At 52.9% G+C, this 18,602-nt stretch carries 18 protein-coding genes, 8 tRNA genes and 2 rRNA genes (1 of these 28 only partly in view); all 28 read right to left on the bottom strand.

Annotated features, from left to right (window positions below):
• Window positions 1-18 precede the first annotated feature (18 nt).
• The gene (locus tag FED52_RS00905; protein WP_138858579.1) at window positions 19-2,679 is read right to left on the bottom strand and encodes an MMPL family transporter; all 2,661 of its coding nucleotides are present in this window, start codon (window positions 2,677-2,679) and stop codon (window positions 19-21) included.
• A gap of 3 nt (window positions 2,680-2,682) precedes the next feature.
• Window positions 2,683-3,126, bottom strand: a complete 444-nt coding sequence (locus FED52_RS00900; RefSeq protein ID WP_021065862.1) for a MarR family winged helix-turn-helix transcriptional regulator — start codon at window positions 3,124-3,126, stop codon at window positions 2,683-2,685.
• 85 nt (window positions 3,127-3,211) lie between these two features.
• Window positions 3,212-3,715, bottom strand: coding sequence for a GNAT family N-acetyltransferase (locus FED52_RS00895; RefSeq protein ID WP_138858578.1), 504 nt, complete (start codon window positions 3,713-3,715; stop codon window positions 3,212-3,214).
• Window positions 3,703-3,831 (bottom strand): hypothetical protein, encoded by a 129-nt coding sequence (locus FED52_RS14005; RefSeq protein WP_276610414.1) that lies wholly within the window; start codon window positions 3,829-3,831, stop codon window positions 3,703-3,705. The genes FED52_RS00895 and FED52_RS14005 overlap by 13 nt, the downstream gene beginning before the upstream one ends.
• A gap of 68 nt (window positions 3,832-3,899) precedes the next feature.
• On the bottom strand, window positions 3,900-4,178 hold the full coding sequence (locus FED52_RS00890) for a DUF1877 family protein (RefSeq protein WP_167491715.1): 279 nt from the start codon (window positions 4,176-4,178) through the stop codon (window positions 3,900-3,902).
• Between the two features lie 71 nt (window positions 4,179-4,249).
• Window positions 4,250-5,182 carry an NAD(P)/FAD-dependent oxidoreductase gene (locus FED52_RS00885; protein ID WP_240731276.1) on the bottom strand — a complete coding sequence of 311 codons (933 nt, stop codon included), beginning with the start codon at window positions 5,180-5,182 and terminating at the stop codon, window positions 4,250-4,252.
• 68 nt (window positions 5,183-5,250) lie between these two features.
• Window positions 5,251-5,937 carry a DUF975 family protein gene (locus tag FED52_RS00880; protein ID WP_138858575.1) on the bottom strand — a complete coding sequence of 229 codons (687 nt, stop codon included), beginning with the start codon at window positions 5,935-5,937 and terminating at the stop codon, window positions 5,251-5,253.
• A gap of 96 nt (window positions 5,938-6,033) precedes the next feature.
• Entirely contained in the window at window positions 6,034-6,240 is a 207-nt protein-coding gene (locus FED52_RS00875) for a helix-turn-helix domain-containing protein (protein ID WP_138858574.1), read from the bottom strand.
• Window positions 6,241-6,250: 10 nt separating this feature from the next.
• Window positions 6,251-6,730 carry a DUF2975 domain-containing protein gene (locus FED52_RS00870; protein WP_138858573.1) on the bottom strand — a complete coding sequence of 160 codons (480 nt, stop codon included), beginning with the start codon at window positions 6,728-6,730 and terminating at the stop codon, window positions 6,251-6,253.
• Window positions 6,731-6,843: 113 nt separating this feature from the next.
• Entirely contained in the window at window positions 6,844-7,404 is a 561-nt protein-coding gene (locus FED52_RS00865) for a YdhK family protein (RefSeq protein ID WP_034779749.1), read from the bottom strand.
• A gap of 143 nt (window positions 7,405-7,547) precedes the next feature.
• Window positions 7,548-8,729 carry an MFS transporter gene (locus tag FED52_RS00860; protein WP_138858572.1) on the bottom strand — a complete coding sequence of 394 codons (1,182 nt, stop codon included), beginning with the start codon at window positions 8,727-8,729 and terminating at the stop codon, window positions 7,548-7,550.
• A gap of 217 nt (window positions 8,730-8,946) precedes the next feature.
• A complete protein-coding gene (gene glmS / locus FED52_RS00855) occupies window positions 8,947-10,743 on the bottom strand; it encodes a glutamine--fructose-6-phosphate transaminase (isomerizing) (RefSeq protein ID WP_034779756.1) in 1,797 nt (598 codons plus the stop codon).
• A gap of 358 nt (window positions 10,744-11,101) precedes the next feature.
• A complete protein-coding gene (glmM, locus tag FED52_RS00850; protein WP_021065183.1) occupies window positions 11,102-12,460 on the bottom strand; it encodes a phosphoglucosamine mutase in 1,359 nt (452 codons plus the stop codon).
• 35 nt (window positions 12,461-12,495) lie between these two features.
• Window positions 12,496-13,776, bottom strand: coding sequence for a CdaR family protein (locus tag FED52_RS00845; protein ID WP_138858571.1), 1,281 nt, complete (start codon window positions 13,774-13,776; stop codon window positions 12,496-12,498).
• Window positions 13,777-14,637 carry a diadenylate cyclase CdaA gene (gene cdaA, locus FED52_RS00840; RefSeq protein ID WP_138858570.1) on the bottom strand — a complete coding sequence of 287 codons (861 nt, stop codon included), beginning with the start codon at window positions 14,635-14,637 and terminating at the stop codon, window positions 13,777-13,779. It lies immediately after the preceding gene.
• A gap of 135 nt (window positions 14,638-14,772) precedes the next feature.
• Complete coding sequence (locus tag FED52_RS00835; protein WP_034779766.1) at window positions 14,773-15,408, bottom strand: bactofilin family protein; 636 nt, start codon at window positions 15,406-15,408, stop codon at window positions 14,773-14,775.
• The gene (sigW, locus tag FED52_RS00830) at window positions 15,405-15,980 is read right to left on the bottom strand and encodes an RNA polymerase sigma factor SigW (protein WP_114166576.1); all 576 of its coding nucleotides are present in this window, start codon (window positions 15,978-15,980) and stop codon (window positions 15,405-15,407) included. The genes FED52_RS00835 and sigW overlap by 4 nt, the downstream gene beginning before the upstream one ends.
• A 140-nt stretch (window positions 15,981-16,120) precedes the next feature.
• The gene (rocF, locus tag FED52_RS00825; protein ID WP_138858569.1) at window positions 16,121-17,023 is read right to left on the bottom strand and encodes an arginase; all 903 of its coding nucleotides are present in this window, start codon (window positions 17,021-17,023) and stop codon (window positions 16,121-16,123) included.
• A gap of 201 nt (window positions 17,024-17,224) precedes the next feature.
• Window positions 17,225-17,300, bottom strand: a tRNA-Ala gene (locus FED52_RS00820).
• Window positions 17,301-17,315: 15 nt separating this feature from the next.
• Window positions 17,316-17,390 (bottom strand) — tRNA-Gly (locus tag FED52_RS00815).
• Window positions 17,391-17,397: 7 nt separating this feature from the next.
• Window positions 17,398-17,473, bottom strand: a tRNA-Lys gene (locus FED52_RS00810).
• A gap of 5 nt (window positions 17,474-17,478) precedes the next feature.
• Window positions 17,479-17,562 (bottom strand) — tRNA-Tyr (locus FED52_RS00805).
• 6 nt (window positions 17,563-17,568) lie between these two features.
• Window positions 17,569-17,641 (bottom strand) — tRNA-Thr (locus tag FED52_RS00800).
• Between the two features lie 28 nt (window positions 17,642-17,669).
• Window positions 17,670-17,745: transfer RNA gene (locus FED52_RS00795), tRNA-Val, on the bottom strand.
• Window positions 17,746-17,748: 3 nt separating this feature from the next.
• Window positions 17,749-17,823: transfer RNA gene (locus FED52_RS00790), tRNA-Glu, on the bottom strand.
• Window positions 17,824-17,829: 6 nt separating this feature from the next.
• Window positions 17,830-17,904: transfer RNA gene (locus FED52_RS00785), tRNA-Asn, on the bottom strand.
• A gap of 8 nt (window positions 17,905-17,912) precedes the next feature.
• Window positions 17,913-18,028 (bottom strand): 5S ribosomal RNA (gene rrf, locus FED52_RS00780).
• Window positions 18,029-18,123: 95 nt separating this feature from the next.
• Window positions 18,124-18,602, bottom strand: a 23S ribosomal RNA gene (locus tag FED52_RS00775); it runs 2,435 nt beyond the window's last position.

Raw genomic sequence — 18,602 nt, 5'->3', positions numbered from 1 at the left:
TGCTGTCCATCGCAAAATTTAGTCTCTATCTTTACTTTTTTGTTTAAATGGCCACCATACCCCGTCCCCGAACGATACGGTGATCGCTGGGATGAGCAGTGGCAACACAATCAATCCGTATAACAACAGTCCGGTGATAACAATTGTCGCAATCTGGACGAGACTGAGCACGCCAGACGGAATCATCGCCCCGAACGTTCCGGCGAGGATGACGGCCGCGGTCATGATGACCGTCCCCATCTTCGTCATCGAATGGACGAGCGCATCGCGAACCGTCATCCCGTTGATTGACTCCTCGCGGAACCGATCGAGCAGGAAAATCGAATAGTCGATGCCGAGGGCGATCAACATGACGAACCCGAAGAACGGAACAGCCCAACTGATGCCGTCATAACCGAGTCCTTCGACGAAGATGAGCTCCGTGATGGCCGCCGACGTGTAATACGTCAGTAAGAGCGAGCCGATCATATAGAGCGGCATGACCATCGAGCGGAATAACACCGTCAAGACGAGGAACAACGTCACAAGCATGATGGCGACCGTCCGATTGAAGTCGTTCGTCGACGTCTCATTCAAGTCGCTGTTAATGCTCGAGATACCGGCATATCCGATTGTCGCCTCCGCGAACGGCGTATCGGTGACGACCCGGTCCATCGTCGCTTTCACGGTCTCGACCGTGTCAATCGCTTCCGGCGAATATGGGTCCATCTCGAGGATGACCTCGAGCTGTGTCGCCGTCCCGTCGTCAAACACGTAGCGCTCGACAGCTGGAGCGAACTCCTCTGACGTGAGCGTCCCTTCCGGTAGATAGACGCCCGTATCGCGCAGGCTGTCCGAGCTACTCAGGTCTGATAGGAATGCTGCCGCTTCATTGATGCCAGTCTCGATTTGAGCGAGCCCTGCGTTCGCTTCACCGACACCTGCGGCAAGTTGTCCGAGACCCGTTCCGAGTTCTCCGGCTTGGGCGCCTTGTGCCGTCAATGCCGTAGCTGCCTCGTTAATGCCTGCCTCGATTTGACCGAGACCGGCCGACACTTGCCCGAGCTGCGTTACGGTCGCAGGAATATTTTGCGTCGCCGTGAGTCCTTGGCCAATCAGACCAAGCTGAGCGTTCAATTGACCAAGTCCCGCTGCCGCTTCCGCGAGCGGGGCGCCGGCATTCGTTGAACCAGCAGGAAGTTGAGTGACGATTGCTTCAAGCCCAGACTCGACTTGCGCGAGTCCTTCTTGGACGTCGCCGAGACCCGTCTCGGCCTCCGTCAATCCTGCACTTACTTGTTCGAGCTGGGTATCCACATAAAAGTCATCAATGACGTCACCCGTCGGCCGCGTCACGGAACGAACGCCGCTTACACCATCGATTTTTTCAAGTTCATTCGAGAATTTCTCGATATACGGAATATCTGTTTCAGACAACGCGCCATCTTGTTTTAGAATGACCTGGACCGGGAGCGACTCTCCTTGCCCGAATCCTTCTGAAATCAAGTTGAGCCCACGTACGGAATCATAATCGTCACCGATCTCATCGACCGTATTGAACGACCGGGCATCGTCATACGTGAACAACACCGGTACCGTGATCAACGCGACGACGAGAATCGAAACGAACGGTCGATTGACCGACAGACGGCTGAATCCTTCCCAGAGACGGCTGTCGTGATGTTCGCCCGCCTTCTTCGATGGCCAGAACAAACGATGCTTGAGCGTCGCCATAAAGAACGGCACGACCGTGAAGAGAATGAGCAAGAGCACGGCAATCCCGACCGCGACGGCGACGGCTGATTTGAAGATTGGAAAATCGGCGAAACCGATGGCCGCAAAGCCGACGAACACGGCAAGACCGCTGATGAGGACTGTCCGCCCTGCTGTCTTGTACGTGTTGACGATGGCATCTTCAATCGCGTGGCCCGCGCCGAGCTCTTCTTTATACCGGCTGAGCAGCAAAATACAATAGTCGGTTCCAATCCCGAACAAGATGGCCACGAGGAAAATCTGCGTGTAGTTCGAGACCGGGAAGCCAAACCAATCGACGAAGAATGCGACGAACGATTGGCTCAATAAATACGTGAATCCGACCGCGATGAGCGGGATGAACGGCGTCACGATTGAACGGAACACGAGCAGGAGCAGTCCGAAAATGAGGACGACCGTGATGATTTCCGTCTTCTTCAAGCCTTCCTGCGCACTCAAGTTCACATCGTTGTTGATGATTTCTTCACCTGTGATGTAGACCGTCTCGTCTTCCGGGAGAATGTTTGCCCGCACGTCGTCCGCGAAGGCGTTGATGTCTTCCATCGACCCTTCGACCGTGATTGGGACGAGCACGATGCGGCCGTCCTCCGAGACGAGCTGTGCTTCCGTCTCTTCATTTTCAAACGGGTCGAGTACGTCTTTGACGACCGTGTCGTTTTGTTTCATCTCGCCGATGACCCGGGAAATATCGGCCCGTTCGGCATCACCGAGCGTTTCGAACTCATAGACGAGCGAGATCGTCTTATCGCTCTTTCCGGCGGCGTTCAAGATGTCCTGCGCCCGCTGCGAGTCCATGTCCTCGGATAATTGGAAGCTGCCGGCTTGTTCGGCCTGCTTCGTCAAGTTCGGCGCCACCACAAACAAGGCGGCCGTCAAGACGATGAGACCGATTAAGATGCCCCAGCGCCATTGGATGATTTTATGCACGTGTTATTCCTCCCCAATTCGAAGCAGCTGTTTAATTTTCCGGAACGTCCGGACGAACTGTTCGATTTCTGTCTCTTCGATGTTTCCGTCGAGCAACGATTCAACGTAACGGTAGACGGCCGCATCCGCTTCTTCGACGATGCGATGTCCGGCTTCCGTCAACTCGATCAACCGCTCGCGCTGGTCATGCCCGCGTCGACTGACGACGAGCTCTTTGTCGACGAGCTTTTTTAACCGGTTGGAGACGGCGCTCTTATGAACTCCTTGTTTTTGGGCCAACTGGCCGGCTTGAATCGGACCGAACTGTTCGAGCAGTTTGAGTAGCTGCAGTTGTTCCCGCGAATAGTCATGCCAGACGTCACCGTCCATCGCCTCGATGACATGCTCCGCACCTTGGAACATGACCTCTTCGAACAACTGGACGGCCTCCCGCATCAATTCTTTCATTTTGGTTTACCCCCTAAACTAGATAAAGATAGTTTATGTCCTAAACTATCAACCGTCAACTAAAACGACCGATGAAGTCGTTCCTTCACCGGTCGAGTGGATATACATACGTATTAAACGTCAGCGTTCGTCCTCCCCATTCTATCTGTCGTACCTCGCCGTCACGGATAAAACCGGCACCCCTTAATACGTGTTGGGACGCCACGTTGTCGCTTGTCGTCTCAGCTCTCAATCCTTTGAATCCAGGCAACTTGAACGTCAGCAATTGGCGCAGGGCCGCCGTGGCATACCCGCGTCCCCCATGCTCCGCCCCGACCCGGTAACCGACCTCACCAGTGTCGGCATCGGTGTGATGGACGTCCCGACGCCCGACGATTGTATCGTCGCACCACATCAAGTAATAGCATCCGTCCACGTCCGCCTGCTCGCTCAATAGTTGCTGCAACGCCTGATGGAATGATTCCGGCTCATAGTAGGTGTCGCCTCGGCTCGTAACCGAACGCTCGAAATACGTGCGATTCTCGCACTCGAACTCATACAGCAACGCCTCATCTTGAAGACGTAACGCCTTTACGCTTACCCGATCCATGTGACGAGCGCCTCCCGCTGTCTCGACGCCTGGGCGAAGACACGTTTCAACTCATCGAACTGGTCCAATAAGTACTGTTTTTCCTCGAGTCCCCACTCCCGTTCAAATGGGTACACAGTTCCTGCTCATTCATCGTCGCGACGTCGTAGCGCGCTTCTAGCGCCTCCAGCTCGATGTATTGAAGTCAGGTCGACAAGTCCTCGACTTCTCCCGGCATCAAATAGGCGATGCCCGTCTCTTCGTCGATGACATCCCCTCCGAAGACTGCCTTCCCGAGCGAATGACGGTCGATCTCGTTCAAATCGGTCGCCCCGGTCAATAAAAAGTAAAGACCGTGCCACGCCTTATCGATATCGGTCTGTCGTTCCTTATCTTCTAACAGTCGCTCGAAACGCTCCGGCTCTTGAAGCAGTGCTGTCAACTCTTCGACCGATACCCGCATGTATGCGCCAACCATCCCCATGTCTGATTCCCCTCTCCAATTCATATGTCTGACTATTCGGCACGGTCATGAAAAAACCTTCCGAAGAAGGTTTAACGCATCGCTTCCGCGACACGGAGTCCTGAGACGTACGCGCTCTCGAACCGAGTCCGGCCTGAAGTGTCATCCGGCTCGAGGAAGACGTCACCGGCCAAGAAAATCGGCTCGTCACGCAATCGATGGTAAGGCTCGTTCCAGACGTCGGTCGCCTGCGCATAGCGCCACCGTTTCAACTGCCTCGATTGAATCACCGCCGACCCTGTCACCGTTTGCAACAGGCGCTCAATCTCACGAAGCGTGTCTTCGTCCGCTCGTTCATACCACTCCTCGCTCCACGACTCGTCCATATAGACGCTGACGAGTTCGGTCGCCGAGATGCCTTTTTGGCGGTTGTTGATGACTTTCAAGATACCCGGCACCAAGTCTGTATCGAGAATCCCGTCCGGACCGATGCGAGTATCGCTTGCCAATTCGAACAAGCCGACAAACGTCGGGGCGTACGTCAATTCACGTAACGCCGCATCGATCGGAAAATCTGCGAGCAAGTCGAGCGTCTGCGGGAGCGGCGACGTGATGAGGAGACGGTCATACTGCCGCGTCGTCACATCCGTCTGGACGCTGACCTGACCATCTCGTGTCGTGACCGTCTCGGCCCGTTCGTTCAAATGGACGGTCAATCCGTCAGCCAACCGTTTGGCCAAGGCGTTCATCCCGTCGACGGCGACGTAGCGCGGATACGGGTCAGCGTACCAGACGTTCACCCACCCTTCCATCTGCCAGTCGGCGACATCTTGTTTGAGTTCTTCCCCTCGTACGGTGAAATAGACAGCTCCTTGATCGGCTTTGCCGTCTCCGATCCGCCTCGTCGCCAAGCGTCCCCCGACGCTCCGACTCTTCTCAATCAATTCAACTGTATGGCCGTGACGGGCGAGGTCGCGTGCTGCGACAATCCCGCTCAGTCCGGCACCAATAATACCGATGTTCATGTCCATTCCCCCTTCTGTCAGGAAGATTGTATCATGCCCGAGGACTCATACGCCGGAACCGATGCGCTTCACGCCGAGCGATTCCACTGCTCGTCATACTCGATACGCGCGTCTTCATACATGACGGCGAAACGGCTGACGATGAACGGGCGGATGAGTGCTAGTGCGACGAGGAAAATCCATGACCCGAGGATGACCAAATCAAGTTGTATATAAAAAGTCAAACCGACTAGATACATCGGAACGAATGGCAAAATGAGTTTGAACGCATCCCACTTTCGTCCGCGCATCATCGTTCTCGATTTTGTGATTACCTCTGTAGCAGACAGTTCTGGTTCGTCGCGTAAGATGAAGTATGTGAACGCATACGAGAAATACTTTATGATTCCTGGTACGACTAGCAACAATGTCCATAGTACTTGGAACAATATGACGAGAATTGTTGCGAGCAAATGTTTTCCATAGCGGTGACGAAACGGGTCGAACACATCACTCCAGCGAATCGGCTGATCTCGTACCGTCTTTAAGATGAGCCAGTTGTATCCGACGTTAACCGGATAAAGGGCGATATAAACTAAGATGCCACCTAAACTGAGCACGGTCAGCGGCAGTGACTCCACCGTCAAACCGTAATAAGTCGGGTCTGCCATCAACCCCAATTCTAACATCACAGAGCAGGCGAACGACCAGATGAGTAATAGCCCTGCCTTTCCTTTTAACGCTTTGTGCGCCCGTTCATTCCATGTCTGAATCATCTCGTTTCCCCTTTTCGTTCCTCTTTCCTGTCTTATACGCAACGTGATGGAAAATGTTTCAAACTCCACAAAAAAACAGGGCGCTCGCCCTGTCCATCACTCTTCCCGATATTCTAAAATGTCGCCCGGCTGACAGTCGAGCGCCTGACAGATTGCTTCGAGCGTCGAGAAACGAATTGCTTTCGCTTTGCCCGTCTTTAAAATCGACAAGTTTGCCATTGTGATGCCCACTTTTTCAGACAGCTCGGTCACACTAATCTTTCGTTTCGCCAACATTACGTCAAGATTTACGATAATCGCCATCTATCTCACCTCAGACCGTCAAATCATTTTCTTGCTTCATGTCGATGGCACGCTTCAATAGTTTCTGTAACAGTTCCGCGAATACGGCGACGACGAACGCGGCAAACACAAAGACAAGCCCGATGAGAAGGAACCCAGGCGCATCATCTCGCTCGGCGAACCAGTAGAAGAACGGGAGCGTCCCGATATAAACGGCCGTGATCGTCAACGCACAATACTTGATCATGCGGAGTGATTGGACAGCCCGATACGAGAACCCTTCGTCGCGGTCAATCAACCGTAGCAACATGAACGCTTGGAACAGCGCAATGAAGAACGGGATGGCCGATACGTACATGCCAATCACAATCGGGCGAATTGAGTCCTCAATCCAACTCCCGCTCTCGACCGCCTCGCGCCAAATGTATGGAAGCAAAAACAAGCAGGCCGCCACAATCGGGACAGCCAGAACGAATACGGCCAGCCGTAAAAAAACCGTCTCTCGTTTCATGATGAAGCCACCTCACTTCGTTTGATAGCTTCATCATAACCTCACTTTTATCGTTTATCAATAAATAATCATCGTAAATAAATAAAAACCTCAGATTTCTCTGAGGTTCATCCTTAGTTCATGGCTTCGAGTTCATCCTCTGTGACCCATTTATGGTTCGTGACGTCTTCCCCGTCGTTTGTGGTGAAGTCGACCATATACACCGTCGTCTGTTCGGCCGAATCAATCGTCGCCTCGGCGCCGTCCATCCCGTCCATGTGGTCTGTGGCCAGAGTAGCTTCGGTCCCTTCTTCTAACGGTGCCTCACCTGGATTGTCGAGTTCTTCATGGATGACCCACTTGTGATCTTCGACCGGGTCACCTCCATCCGTCGGGGTATAAGAAACCGAATAGACGGTCGTGTCATATGCACCGACGATTGTCGCTTCGGTGCCATCCATGCCCGGCATGTGGTCGGCCGTCATCATCGCGGTCGACCCGACCGGGAACGTCGGATCTGTCGCTTCACTTAACCCGCTCGGCACCTCTCCTGATCCCGAATGGTCCATCATCGAATGGTCCGAATGTTCTTCTGTCGAATCGCTCGTCTGTTCTTCCTCGGCATCCCCACAAGCTGCCAAAGTCGTCGCGAGCAACATCGCGCTCAAACCCGTCATCCATTTTTTCTGTCTCATCGAATCTCTCCCTTACGTCTTTATGTGTATACGTTACCCTGCTATCGAGGTGATGAGACGTTTTTAAGACCGATACGATGATTTGTTAGCAGTTTGACACATAAAAAGACCGCCCTCGAACGAATCACGGGACGGTCTTTGCCTCAATGGTGCTTGATTTTTCTCAAGAAAACCAACATCGGGACGAGCAAGAGCGCCGCTGCCCCGAGCCCTCCTTGAATCGACGTGTACAGGGCGAGCAGTCCAACCAGCGGACCCCCGGCGACTTGACCGAACGCGTCGACCTGACCGAACATCGACAAAATCGTCGCCCGGCCTTTCGACGGGAGCCGCTCGTTCGTCATGACGCTCATGAGCGGGTAGTGCACGTTACGCAGTGCCGCAATCGTCCAATACAACAACACGGCCAACCAAAACTGTCCGATCGAAGCAAAAGCAAGCATCGCAACGATGAGCAACACGTTGAACCAAAACAAGGTCGTCGCATAGTGTCCTTTGACGTATAGCTCGACACCTTTCAACACCAGCATGTTGAATAGAAACGCGACGGCATAGAACAAGCCGAACCAATACACGGCCGCCTGTTCCGACAACTGGAACGTCTCAATCAAATGCGCGCCCCATAACCAGTCGAATCCTTCACTAGCGAGACCCCAGACGAGCGTGATGGCAGCCAAGCCGACGAGAATCGAATTGCCACGGATATGGGTGTATCCGTCCCGAACCGTCCGTTTTGCTTGCGCGAGGTTCGACGTATCGGCCCGCGTGATCGGTTCGAACCGCGTCTCTGGCAAGACGCGCCATGCGATGATCGCGAGCATGACCAACATCCCACCGGCGAGCACGATTGTCGTTTGGACGGACGTGACTTCGGCGAGGAGCACGGCAAGCCCAATTCCGACGAAGCGGCCGAGCGAACTATATTGAGCGCCTCGCAAAAACACTTGTTCTAACCCGTCATTCCCCATCTCATCGGCAATCCATGCCTGTTCGGCCCCGCTGATGAACGCCCAGCCGATACCCCATAGCGCTGACGCGACCGCGATGGCCCAAAATTCAGGGATGCCCCCTTCTAGCAAATGGGCCAGTCCAATCAAACCGATGCCGATGACCATCGACTGCTTCCGTCCATATAAATCGGCGACGAGACCGGTGGGCAGCTCGAATAGTAAAATCGATACTTCTAAAATCGTTCCGATCAAGACGAGTTGTAACGCATTCAACTCGGCGGTCGTCACATAATAGATGGCGTTCAACGTGAACACCATCTGTATGATGAGCGAGCGCGAACTCGTGACCGCATAGTAAAGCTGTTGAATCTTCAATTGTATGGTTCCTCCGATAGTTTGTTCCAATACAGTGAATCATCGGAGGAGGTGGCCAACTTATGAACGCACGTCCTCCGGCAGGATGAATGTGTTAACTAGTTGGATTCGCATGGCGTTCTCTCCTTAGTCGTTATACCTTCAGTATACAAGCCGGTTCGCATGACGTAAATCACAACAAAAAAAGCCAAGATCCCGAAAGATCTTGGCCTACCGTTTATTCGACTGTGACTGATTTCGCCAAGTTACGTGGCTTGTCGACATCGCAATCACGCGCAAGAGCCGCGTAATACGAGATGAGTTGAAGCGGTAATACCGTCACGAGCGGCGTGAGCAGTGGCTCGACACGCGGCAAGACGAATGAATCACTCTCGTGTTCCATGCCTTCCATCGAGATCGTGCAGGCAACGGCGCCACGGGCGACAACTTCCTTGATGTTTCCACGGATGTTGAGGTGCGTGTTCGGTTGCGAGACGAGCGTGATGACCGGTGTGCCATCTTCAATCAAGGCGATCGGTCCGTGCTTGAGCTCACCACCTGGGTAGCCTTCTGCTTGGATATACGAGATCTCTTTGAGCTTGAGGGCACCTTCGAGACCGACGTATGAGTCCATGCCGCGACCGAGGAAGAACGCGTTGCGCGACTCTTTCAAGAACTTGTCTGCCAATTGCTCAAAGATTTCTTTTTGAGCCATGACCGAGTCCATGATCGTCGCGACACGCGCGAGCTCTGTCATGAGGTCAAACGGAAGCTTCTTGCCGTTCGCACGAGCGATGTCGTAGGCGAGGATGGCGAGCACGGCGATTTGGGCCGTGTATGCTTTCGTCGATGCGACCGCGATCTCCGGGCCGGCGTGGAGGAGCATCGTTTCGTTCGCTTCACGTGAGAGCGTCGAACCGGCAACGTTCGTGAGTGTGAGCGCCTTGTAGCCGCGCTTCTTCACTTCGACGAGGACGGCCCGGCTGTCCGCTGTCTCACCTGATTGTGAGATGAAGAGGAACAACGGCTTCTCCGTGAGGAGCGGCATGTTGTAACCGAATTCTGAAGCGACGTGCACTTCTGTCGGCACACCTGCGACGCGCTCAATCAATTGCTTGCCGACGAGACCAGCGTGGTAGCTCGTACCACAGGCGACGATATAGATGCGGTCCGCTTCTGAGACGAGCGAGCGCACGCCTTCCGTGAGCTCGATGTCACCGGCGTCGTTCTGGTAGTGCTGGATGATGTTGCGGATGACGGCTGGTTGCTCGTCCATCTCTTTCAACATGTAGTGCGCGTACGTGCCTTTCTCGATGTCTGACGCATCGATCTCGGCCGTATACGGGGCACGTTCGAGGACTTCGCCGTCGAGTGTCTTGATCGTCGCCGATTCGCGCGTCAAGATGACGATTTCGCCGTCGTGGAGCTCGAGGTACTGGTCCGTCACTTGGAGCATCGCCATCGCGTCAGACGCCACGACGTTGAACGTGCCGTCGCCGAGTCCGACGAGGAGCGGTGACTTGTTCTTGCCGATATAGAGGCGTTCTTTATCTTCCGAGTCGATCATCGCGATCGCGTACGAGCCGTGGAGCTCAGACAACGTCTTGCGGAACGCCGCCTCGACGTCGCCGAGTTCGACGAAGTTCTTCTCCATCAACTGGACGATGACTTCCGTGTCCGTCTCCGAGAGGAACGGCACGTCGAGTGTCGCCTTGATCTGTTCGTCGTTCTCGATGACACCGTTGTGGACGAGCGTGAAGCGGCCCGTCGTGCTCTGGTGCGGGTGGGCGTTCGGCACGCTCGGCACCCCGTGTGTTGCCCATCGTGTGTGGCCGATTCCAATCGTGCCATCTACTTCTGCTGGGACGACTTCGCGTAGCGCAGCAATCCGGCCGACTTCTTTATGCACGTTCACGTTATCATGCATCAAAGCAAGACCTGCCGAGTCGTAACCGCGGTACTCGAGTTTTTCAAGACCTTTGAGAAGGATTTCCTTCGCTCCGGTATTCCCAATCATTCCTACAATTCCACACATACAAAAATCTCCTCTATATTCGATTTCTCGAAAAAGGAAACGGGCTTTTTCTAAGAGCTGTCAACGCGCTCCCCTTTGGCCGTCCGGTCGCCCGGGCGTTTTGAGGGTTTGCTTGTAGTCGTGACAGGCGACTAGGAGGCATCCGCCGAAAACTCGATAACCTCCAACCTCGTCAACTCCGAAGAGTTCTGGCGCTTGTTTCGTACTGGGTGTCCTTCCGTTTCTAAGGTCACGCTCTTAATAGTACAAATCACACCTCCATTCGTCAAGAAAATCACATAATTTCACAGTGACAAAACGGAAACAAAAAGGGAACCCGAGGACGGATTCCCTTGTTTTATTCCCTATTTCGACAGAATTATCCTTCTACACCGTAATCTTCGCGGACAACTTGTGCGATTCGTTCGACATAACGGTCACATTCTTCCGAAGTCGGTGCTTCCGCCATGACGCGTACGAGCGGCTCCGTACCAGAAGCGCGGACGAGGATGCGGCCGTTGCCGTTCATTTCTGCTTCCGCTTCTTGAATCGTCGCGAGCACACGGTCGCCGTTCATCGCTTCATTCTTATCCGTGACACGGATGTTGACGAGTTTTTGTGGGTAGACCGGCATCTCAGCCGCGAGTTCTGACAACTTGCGGCCTGTCGTCTTCACGATTTGAGCGAGTTGAACGCCAGAGAGCATGCCGTCTCCCGTCGTCGAGTGGTCGAGGAAGATGAGGTGACCCGACTGCTCGCCACCGAGTGTGTAGTTGTGTTTCTTCATCTCTTCGACGACATAACGGTCACCGACCGCCGTCTGAAGCGCCGTCATGCCAGCATCTTCAACCGCTTTATGGAAGCCGAGGTTACTCATGACCGTCGCAACGATTGTGTTGTCTTTGAGACGGCCTTTCTCGCTCAAGTACTTCCCGCAGATGTACATGATTTTATCGCCGTCGACGATATCACCGTTCTCATCGATCGCAATCAAGCGGTCGCCGTCGCCGTCAAAGGCGAGACCCATGTCCGCTCCTTTTTCACGAACGAACTGTGCCAAGTGCTCAGGGTGTGTCGAGCCGACACCTTCGTTGATGTTCAAGCCGTTCGGCGAGTTTCCGATCGTCGAGACGTTCGCCTCGAGGTCAGCAAACAGACGTGCTGCCAATCCGCTCGTCGCACCATGGGCGCAGTCAAGGGCAATATGGAGACCGTCGAAATCTTCGTCGACCGTCTGTTTCAACATTTGAAGGTACTTCTGTGCACCTTCATAGTAATCCGAGACAAAGCCGAGGTCTTTCCCGACCGGGCGTGGCAACGTGTCTTCCGCCGCATCCAAAATCGCTTCGATTTCCGCTTCTGTCGCGTCATCGAGCTTGAAGCCGTCGCTACCAAAGAACTTGATGCCGTTATCCGCGACCGGGTTGTGCGATGCCGAGATCATGACACCGGCTGTTGCATCAAGCGACTTCGTCAAATAAGCGACACCTGGCGTCGAGATGACGCCGAGACGCATCACTTCGGCTCCGATTGATAGGAGACCCGCGATGAGTGCACCTTCAAGCATGTGGCCTGAAATGCGTGTGTCACGGCCAATCAAAACTTTTGGCTGTTCGCCGGCTGGCAAGTGTTTCGATAACACGTAGCCGCCCGCACGACCTAAACGATATGCTAATTCTGCTGTCAATTCTGAGTTCGCGACACCGCGGACTCCATCAGTTCCAAAATATTTACCCATGAATTCAATTCCTCACTTTTGTATGATTGAACGCCTCATTGAATCGAGGACGTTTCGGTTTGTTCATCGACACTCGTCAACTCAATGTCGATCGTTTTCGGTGAGACGACGGTCACACCTTTTGGTACTTCATAATCGACGTCGACCCCATGCAGTCCGCTCGGGAGACCTGTCAAGTCCAAGGTCACACTCACACTGTTCGACGTGATGTTTTCCAACAGGGATCGCTTCCCGGACAACGTCACTCCAATCACTTCAGGAGCTTGGAGCGTAAAGTTGGTCCGGTCATACCCCCGCACGGTCACAGGGACCGTCAAGCGAACCCGTTCCGTCAATTCGCCTGTGTCGTCTCGCGTCTCATCTGCAGCCCGGACGAGCAATTGGACTTCCACTTGCTTTGTCGCAAGGGATGAAGCGCCTTCTGGCAAAGCGAGATTGGCGGTCACTTTCCCGGTCTTGTCGATGCCGTCTAAATCAATCGGCTCCGTCTCCACGGTGTCGATCGCATCGAGCACGTCTTGTGGCGCAAAGACACGGACTTCCGTCTCTTCAAGCAACGTATCGACCAGTCTGTAATCGTCGGCCACTTCACCAGTCGTGACTGCTTCGATCGGGAAGACGGCACTTTGTTCGTAGACCGGGACCGACACACTGATGATGTTCGGTTCAACAGTCACGTTGAGCGGATTGCCGTTCGCATCTAAAATCGTCGGCGTCAATTCTCGCGTGAACGTTTGACTTTGGTTGGCGACATCGACGTTCAACGTGATCTCTTTGACGTTTTGAATCCGACTGGCACCGCCCGACACTTTCACCGTTGCCGGTTCAATATCGGCGTCACCGACCACTTTCCCTTCTGGCAACTGCTCTTTGTTCAAAAGGTTGACCGATACGGGAACTTCAATTGTCTGTTTACGGTCGATGTAAATTTCTACTGTATCCCGTTCGAGCTTGACGTTGACGTCTCCGCCAAAGCCGCGTGCCTCAACCGGAACACGGTGGAAGCCGGTCCCGAGATTCGTTAAATCGACGAAGACTTGATAATCTTTCACCAATTTCGTCATCGTTAAACTGCTAGATGGTCCTTGAAGTTCAACGTTCATTTCTTCTGGAACGTTATATGCCACGTACTGCACCTCATCGAAGAACACTTCGACGGGAACGTCGAGCGTCATCGAACTTTGTCCGACGATCGGGAGGGCATTCGTGGAGTTGGTCGACGAACTCGTTTCGGCGACCATGAAATAAAGCAGGATGGCTAAAGCAAGTGCGATGATGCGGAGAAACCATTTATGTTGTAACCACTGATCAATCACTTACTTGTCCCCCCCTTTTTTATTAAAGAACGAGAGCGTCGTCTCTTTTTCTTCAATAACGAGTTCTTGGATCAACTTATTGCGAAGTGCCTCCTCATCCAGCTCTCGATACAGACGACCGGCAATCGCGAGTGACACGGCGCCTGTTTCTTCAGAGACGGTGAGGGTCACGCTATCAGTCACTTCACTGACCCCGATGGCGGCCCGGTGTCGTGTCCCTAACGCTTTATCGATGTGCGGGCTCTCGGACAACGGCAAATAACAAGCCGCGGCCGCAATTTTCCCGTCCTGGATAATCATCGCCCCGTCATGCAGCGGGGTGTTTGGAATGAAAAGGTTGATGATCAGTTGTGATGTGATGTGCGAATCCATGCGAATCCCGGTCTCGACGTACTCATTCAAGCCCGTATCGCGTTCAATCGCAATCAATGCACCGATGCGACGTTTTGACATGTATTGCGCCGAACTGACGATCGCTTCGATCATTTGACGTTGCTTATCCTCATCGCTCGTGCTCGTTCGGCCGAACAAATTACTTGTTCGTCCTAAATGCTCGAGTCCTCTTCGGAGTTCTGGTTGGAAGATGATAATGATCCCAAGTAGTCCATATGTGATGATTTGATTCAATAAGAACTGTAACGTCTTCAACCCAAAGAACCCACTGAGGAACCAGCTGACAAGGATGATGGAAATCCCTTTAATCAATTGGACCGCTTTTGTCCCACGTACAATCATCATCAACTTATAGATGACATACGTGACGACGACAATATCTAAAACGTCATTCAAATAATCGTACCAATGTACGTTCTCTGAAAGACTAAAAAATGATAAGAATGATACCTGTTCAAGTAGCGGCAAATGCTCCCCTCCTCAACTACCTAGCCAATTCGTGCAAATTACATTATATCACATTTCCGAAACCGCGCATCGCTAGACAATAAAACGAAACCAGATTGAAACGAACACAAAAAGACGCCGTCTCCGGCGTCTCCGTTAGAAGATTTGTTTGAACGAATACCACATCCACTCAAACATCCGATCGATCTGCTCAAGTTCTCCTGTGACTTCTCCAGCGCTAGCCAGATAAGCCCGACCATTTACAGCCGTCGCGTTCCCATTGACGGTCCCTTCAATTCGAAGGTCCCCGCCTTGGACCGTGATATCCCGCTCGACGGTAACGCCTTCCGGGATGACGACCTCGTTTGACGTGACAACGATGCCCGGCACTTTCGTGTACGTCATCGTCTCTGTCGATTCGTTCCATAGGCCGAGCGTCGCGCTCGACATCAAACTGAAGAATAAGGCGGCCGCCATCAGTCCTGGATGCTTACGGAACCACGTCATCCATTTGGATGGTGGTTTGCGTTTCGTCTGGACTTTTTCTTCAAATCGAGTCACCGGTGTGACCTCTACCCGTGCTTTCGCGTCCGGTAGAGATGCCATCACACGGGCTGTAAAATCATCGGATAGTTTCGGCCGTGGTAAGGCCTTCAGTTCGGCATCTATTCGTTCGTATTGAAGGTACGCTTCATATAAGTCGTCGTCCTCCAACAAGTGACGTAGTTCGTCAGATTCTTCGGGCAGGATGCCATCTTCCAAATATTGTTGTACTTTTTCTTCAGGAGTCAATTGAACCCCTCCCTGTTTTGAAAGATTGTCTTTAACATTTCTCTTCCCCGGAAGATCCTTGTTTTAACCGTAGCGACCGGCATATCGATCATGACGCTAATCTCTTTGAGCGATAAATCATCCACGTACTTCAGCAGGAGCGGAATCCGATACTTATCGGGCAACTGCTTAATCGCGTCATGCATCTCGCCTCGAATTTCGCGATGAACGACTTGGGCATCGGGTTGGGGTGCTTCATCAGCCAAATGGTCCTGATAGGTCAAGCCGTCGGTGCCCGCAATCTCGGCATCCATCGAATACTCCGGCTTTCGTTTTCTGAGACGATCGATTGCGACGTTCGTTGCAATGCGATAGAGCCACGTCTTGAACTTGTACTGAGGATCGTACGTATCAATCCGGGTATACGCCCGAATGAACGTCTCCTGGGCTGCGTCTTCCGCTTCGCCACGATCATATAATATCTTATAAGCGACAGCAAAGACACCATCCTTGTACAGTTCTACCAGCTCAGCAAACGAATCATGATTCCCCGACCTCAATTCGTCTACTAAACGGGTGGTCAGCCGTTCCATCAATCCACTTCCCCTCTCCGCAACCTATGCGGTCATCTTTCTATACGAATCATTTTCTATGTAGGTTTCAAAAAAATCGTGACAACAAAAAAAAGTTCCCAAGTCCATTGTAGCAAAGGGACTTGGAAACCGTAAGGTCATCAGACAGTTTCACCTTCCAATAACAGGTTTTCTTTGGATTTCAAAATCGTCTCGCACAACTCAAACGCCAACTGGGTCGTCGTATCTTCATGGTCAAGCGCCGGATTCAATTCAACCAACTCAATCGCAATCAGATCGTCTGCCTTCATCGCTTCGGCCAAGATCGCTTTTCCTTCCGCGGCCGTCAGACCTTGATCGACCGGCGTCCCGGTACCTGGCACAAGTTTTGCGTCCAAGCTGTCCATGTCGAAACTGAGATAGAAGCGATCGACACGTGCGCGCAAATAAGCGAGTGCTTCTTCCATCATGACGTCGACGCCCCGCGTCCGAATTTCTTCGACCGTGATGACTTTAATGCCAAGACGATTGATTTCTCGAATCTCACCTTCATCGATGTCTCGAAGCGCCATATAGACCAAGTGCTCAGGCGCGAGTTTGGGTTCACGTCCGCCGACTTCAGTCAAGCGAATATCTCCCATTCCCAGCGCCGCAGCAAGCGGCATGCCATGAATATTGCCCGATGGAGACGTTTCTCCCGTATTCAAATCAGCATGTGCGTCGACCCAGATGACGCCGTACGGTCCTGTTTTGGCAAGACCCGCTAGCGTTCCGATTGCCATGCTGTGATCGCCCCCAACGATCAAGGGGAATCGTTTCGCCTGTATCTCGATATCGACGACTTCTGCCAGTTCTTGGACCGTGTATAACACCCCGTCTACGCGTTTCAAATGCTCTTCACTGTTGATCATTTCAGATTCAGGTAACACCCGAATCGTCTGTCGCTTCGTTGAGGCCGGTAATAATGTCTCCAATCCAAGTGTGCGTAACTTTGATGGACCTTGCTCTACGCCATGTTTCCCCTGTCCATAGCGAAGCGGAACTTCAATATATGACCAATTCATCCCCATTTCCCCCTTGAACGTTTAATATCTTCATTGTAAACGCTACCAAAGTCGTGGTTCAACTTCACATCATGATGAATAAACATACAAAAGGGCAGCCTGAATGGTGGCAGGCTGCCTTTCTCTGTACTCTCAAGTGAATGGTTCATGGATTTAGGCAAAAAAAAACTTAAGTCATAAGTAACTTAAGAAAAAAACAAATGGTGGAGCCTAGCGGGATCGAACCGCTGACCTCCTGCGTGCAAGGCAGGCGCTCTCCCAGCTGAGCTAAGGCCCCTTAAAGGGAAAAATATGGAGCGGAAGACGGGATTCGAACCCGCGACCCCGACCTTGGCAAGGTCGTATTCTACCACTGAACTACTTCCGCAAAAACATGGTGAGCCATGCAGGGCTCGAACCTGCGACCCTCTGATTAAAAGTCAGATGCTCTACCAACTGAGCTAATGGCTCAAACCTGGTGGGGGGGGGCGGATTCGAACCGCCGAACCCGAGGGAGCGGATTTACAGTCCGCCGCGTTTAGCCACTTCGCTACCCCCCCAAGGAGTGCCGGCGAAAGGATTCGAACCCTCGACCCTCTGATTACAAGTCAGATGCTCTACCAACTGAGCTACACCGGCATATATGGTTTGATTGGTTAAAATTAAATGGTGGAGGATGACGGGATCGAACCGCCGACCCCCTGCTTGTAAGGCAGGTGCTCTCCCAGCTGAGCTAATCCTCCAAATGGTGACCCGTACGGGATTCGAACCCGTGTTACCGCCGTGAAAGGGCGGTGTCTTAACCGCTTGACCAACGGGCCTTAATATGGCTCCGCAAGTAGGATTTGAACCTACGACCTACCGGTTAACAGCCGGTTGCTCTACCACTGAGCTATTGCGGAACGATCTTGCCTGGCAGCGTCCTATCCTCACAGGGGGAGACCCCCAACTACTTTCGGCGCTGAAGCGCTTAACTTCCGTGTTCGGCATGGGAACGGGTGTGGCCGCTTCGCTATCGCCACCAGACAAAAGAATATTAACATCGCCTCGAGGGCGTGTCAATCCATTTCAGGGTTGTTCCCTGAAAACTGAAGACTCATCAATTCATACAAACCTTAGACTAGATCAAAGCCTCGACCGATTAGTATCATTCAGCTCCACACGTCGCCGTGCTTCCACCCATGACCTATCTACCTCATCGTCTCTGAGGGGTCTTTCTTGATTGCTCAAAGGGAAATCTCATCTCGGAGGGGGCTTCATGCTTAGATGCTTTCAGCACTTATCCCGTCCGCACGTAGCTACCCAGCGATGCTCCTGGCGGAACAACTGGTACACCAGCGGTGCGTCCATCCCGGTCCTCTCGTACTAAGGACAGCTCTCCTCAAATTTCCTGCGCCCACGACGGATAGGGACCGAACTGTCTCACGACGTTCTGAACCCAGCTCGCGTACCGCTTTAATGGGCGAACAGCCCAACCCTTGGGACCTACTCCAGCCCCAGGATGCGATGAGCCGACATCGAGGTGCCAAACCTCCCCGTCGATGTGGACTCTTGGGGGAGATCAGCCTGTTATCCCCAGGGTAGCTTTTATCCGTTGAGC

This window comes from Exiguobacterium mexicanum, assembly GCF_005960665.1.
GTDB classification, from domain to species: Bacteria; Bacillota; Bacilli; order Exiguobacteriales; family Exiguobacteriaceae; genus Exiguobacterium; species Exiguobacterium mexicanum_A.
This window is presented reverse-complemented; position numbering and strand designations above follow the sequence as displayed.

Bases quoted from the DNA above. Each gene is read 5' to 3' on its own strand.
- FED52_RS00900 (WP_021065862.1), bottom strand. From the start codon at position 3,126: ATGAAAGAATTGATGCGGGAGGCCGTCCAGTTGTTCGAAGAGGTCATG.
- FED52_RS00895 (WP_138858578.1), bottom strand. From the start codon at position 3,715: ATGGATCGGGTAAGCGTAAAGGCGTTACGTCTTCAAGATGAGGCGTTG.
- FED52_RS00890 (WP_167491715.1), bottom strand. From the start codon at position 4,178: ATGGGGATGGTTGGCGCATACATGCGGGTATCGGTCGAAGAGTTGACA.
- FED52_RS00885 (WP_240731276.1), bottom strand. From the start codon at position 5,182: ATGAACATCGGTATTATTGGTGCCGGACTGAGCGGGATTGTCGCAGCA.
- FED52_RS00880 (WP_138858575.1), bottom strand. From the start codon at position 5,937: ATGATTCAGACATGGAATGAACGGGCGCACAAAGCGTTAAAAGGAAAG.
- FED52_RS00875 (WP_138858574.1), bottom strand. From the start codon at position 6,240: ATGGCGATTATCGTAAATCTTGACGTAATGTTGGCGAAACGAAAGATT.
- FED52_RS00870 (WP_138858573.1), bottom strand. From the start codon at position 6,730: ATGAAACGAGAGACGGTTTTTTTACGGCTGGCCGTATTCGTTCTGGCT.
- FED52_RS00865 (WP_034779749.1), bottom strand. From the start codon at position 7,404: ATGAGACAGAAAAAATGGATGACGGGTTTGAGCGCGATGTTGCTCGCG.
- glmS (WP_034779756.1), bottom strand. From the start codon at position 10,743: ATGTGTGGAATTGTAGGAATGATTGGGAATACCGGAGCGAAGGAAATC.
- glmM (WP_021065183.1), bottom strand. From the start codon at position 12,460: ATGGGTAAATATTTTGGAACTGATGGAGTCCGCGGTGTCGCGAACTCA.
- sigW (WP_114166576.1), bottom strand. From the start codon at position 15,980: ATGGAACGGCTGACCACCCGTTTAGTAGACGAATTGAGGTCGGGGAAT.
- rocF (WP_138858569.1), bottom strand. From the start codon at position 17,023: ATGAATTGGTCATATATTGAAGTTCCGCTTCGCTATGGACAGGGGAAA.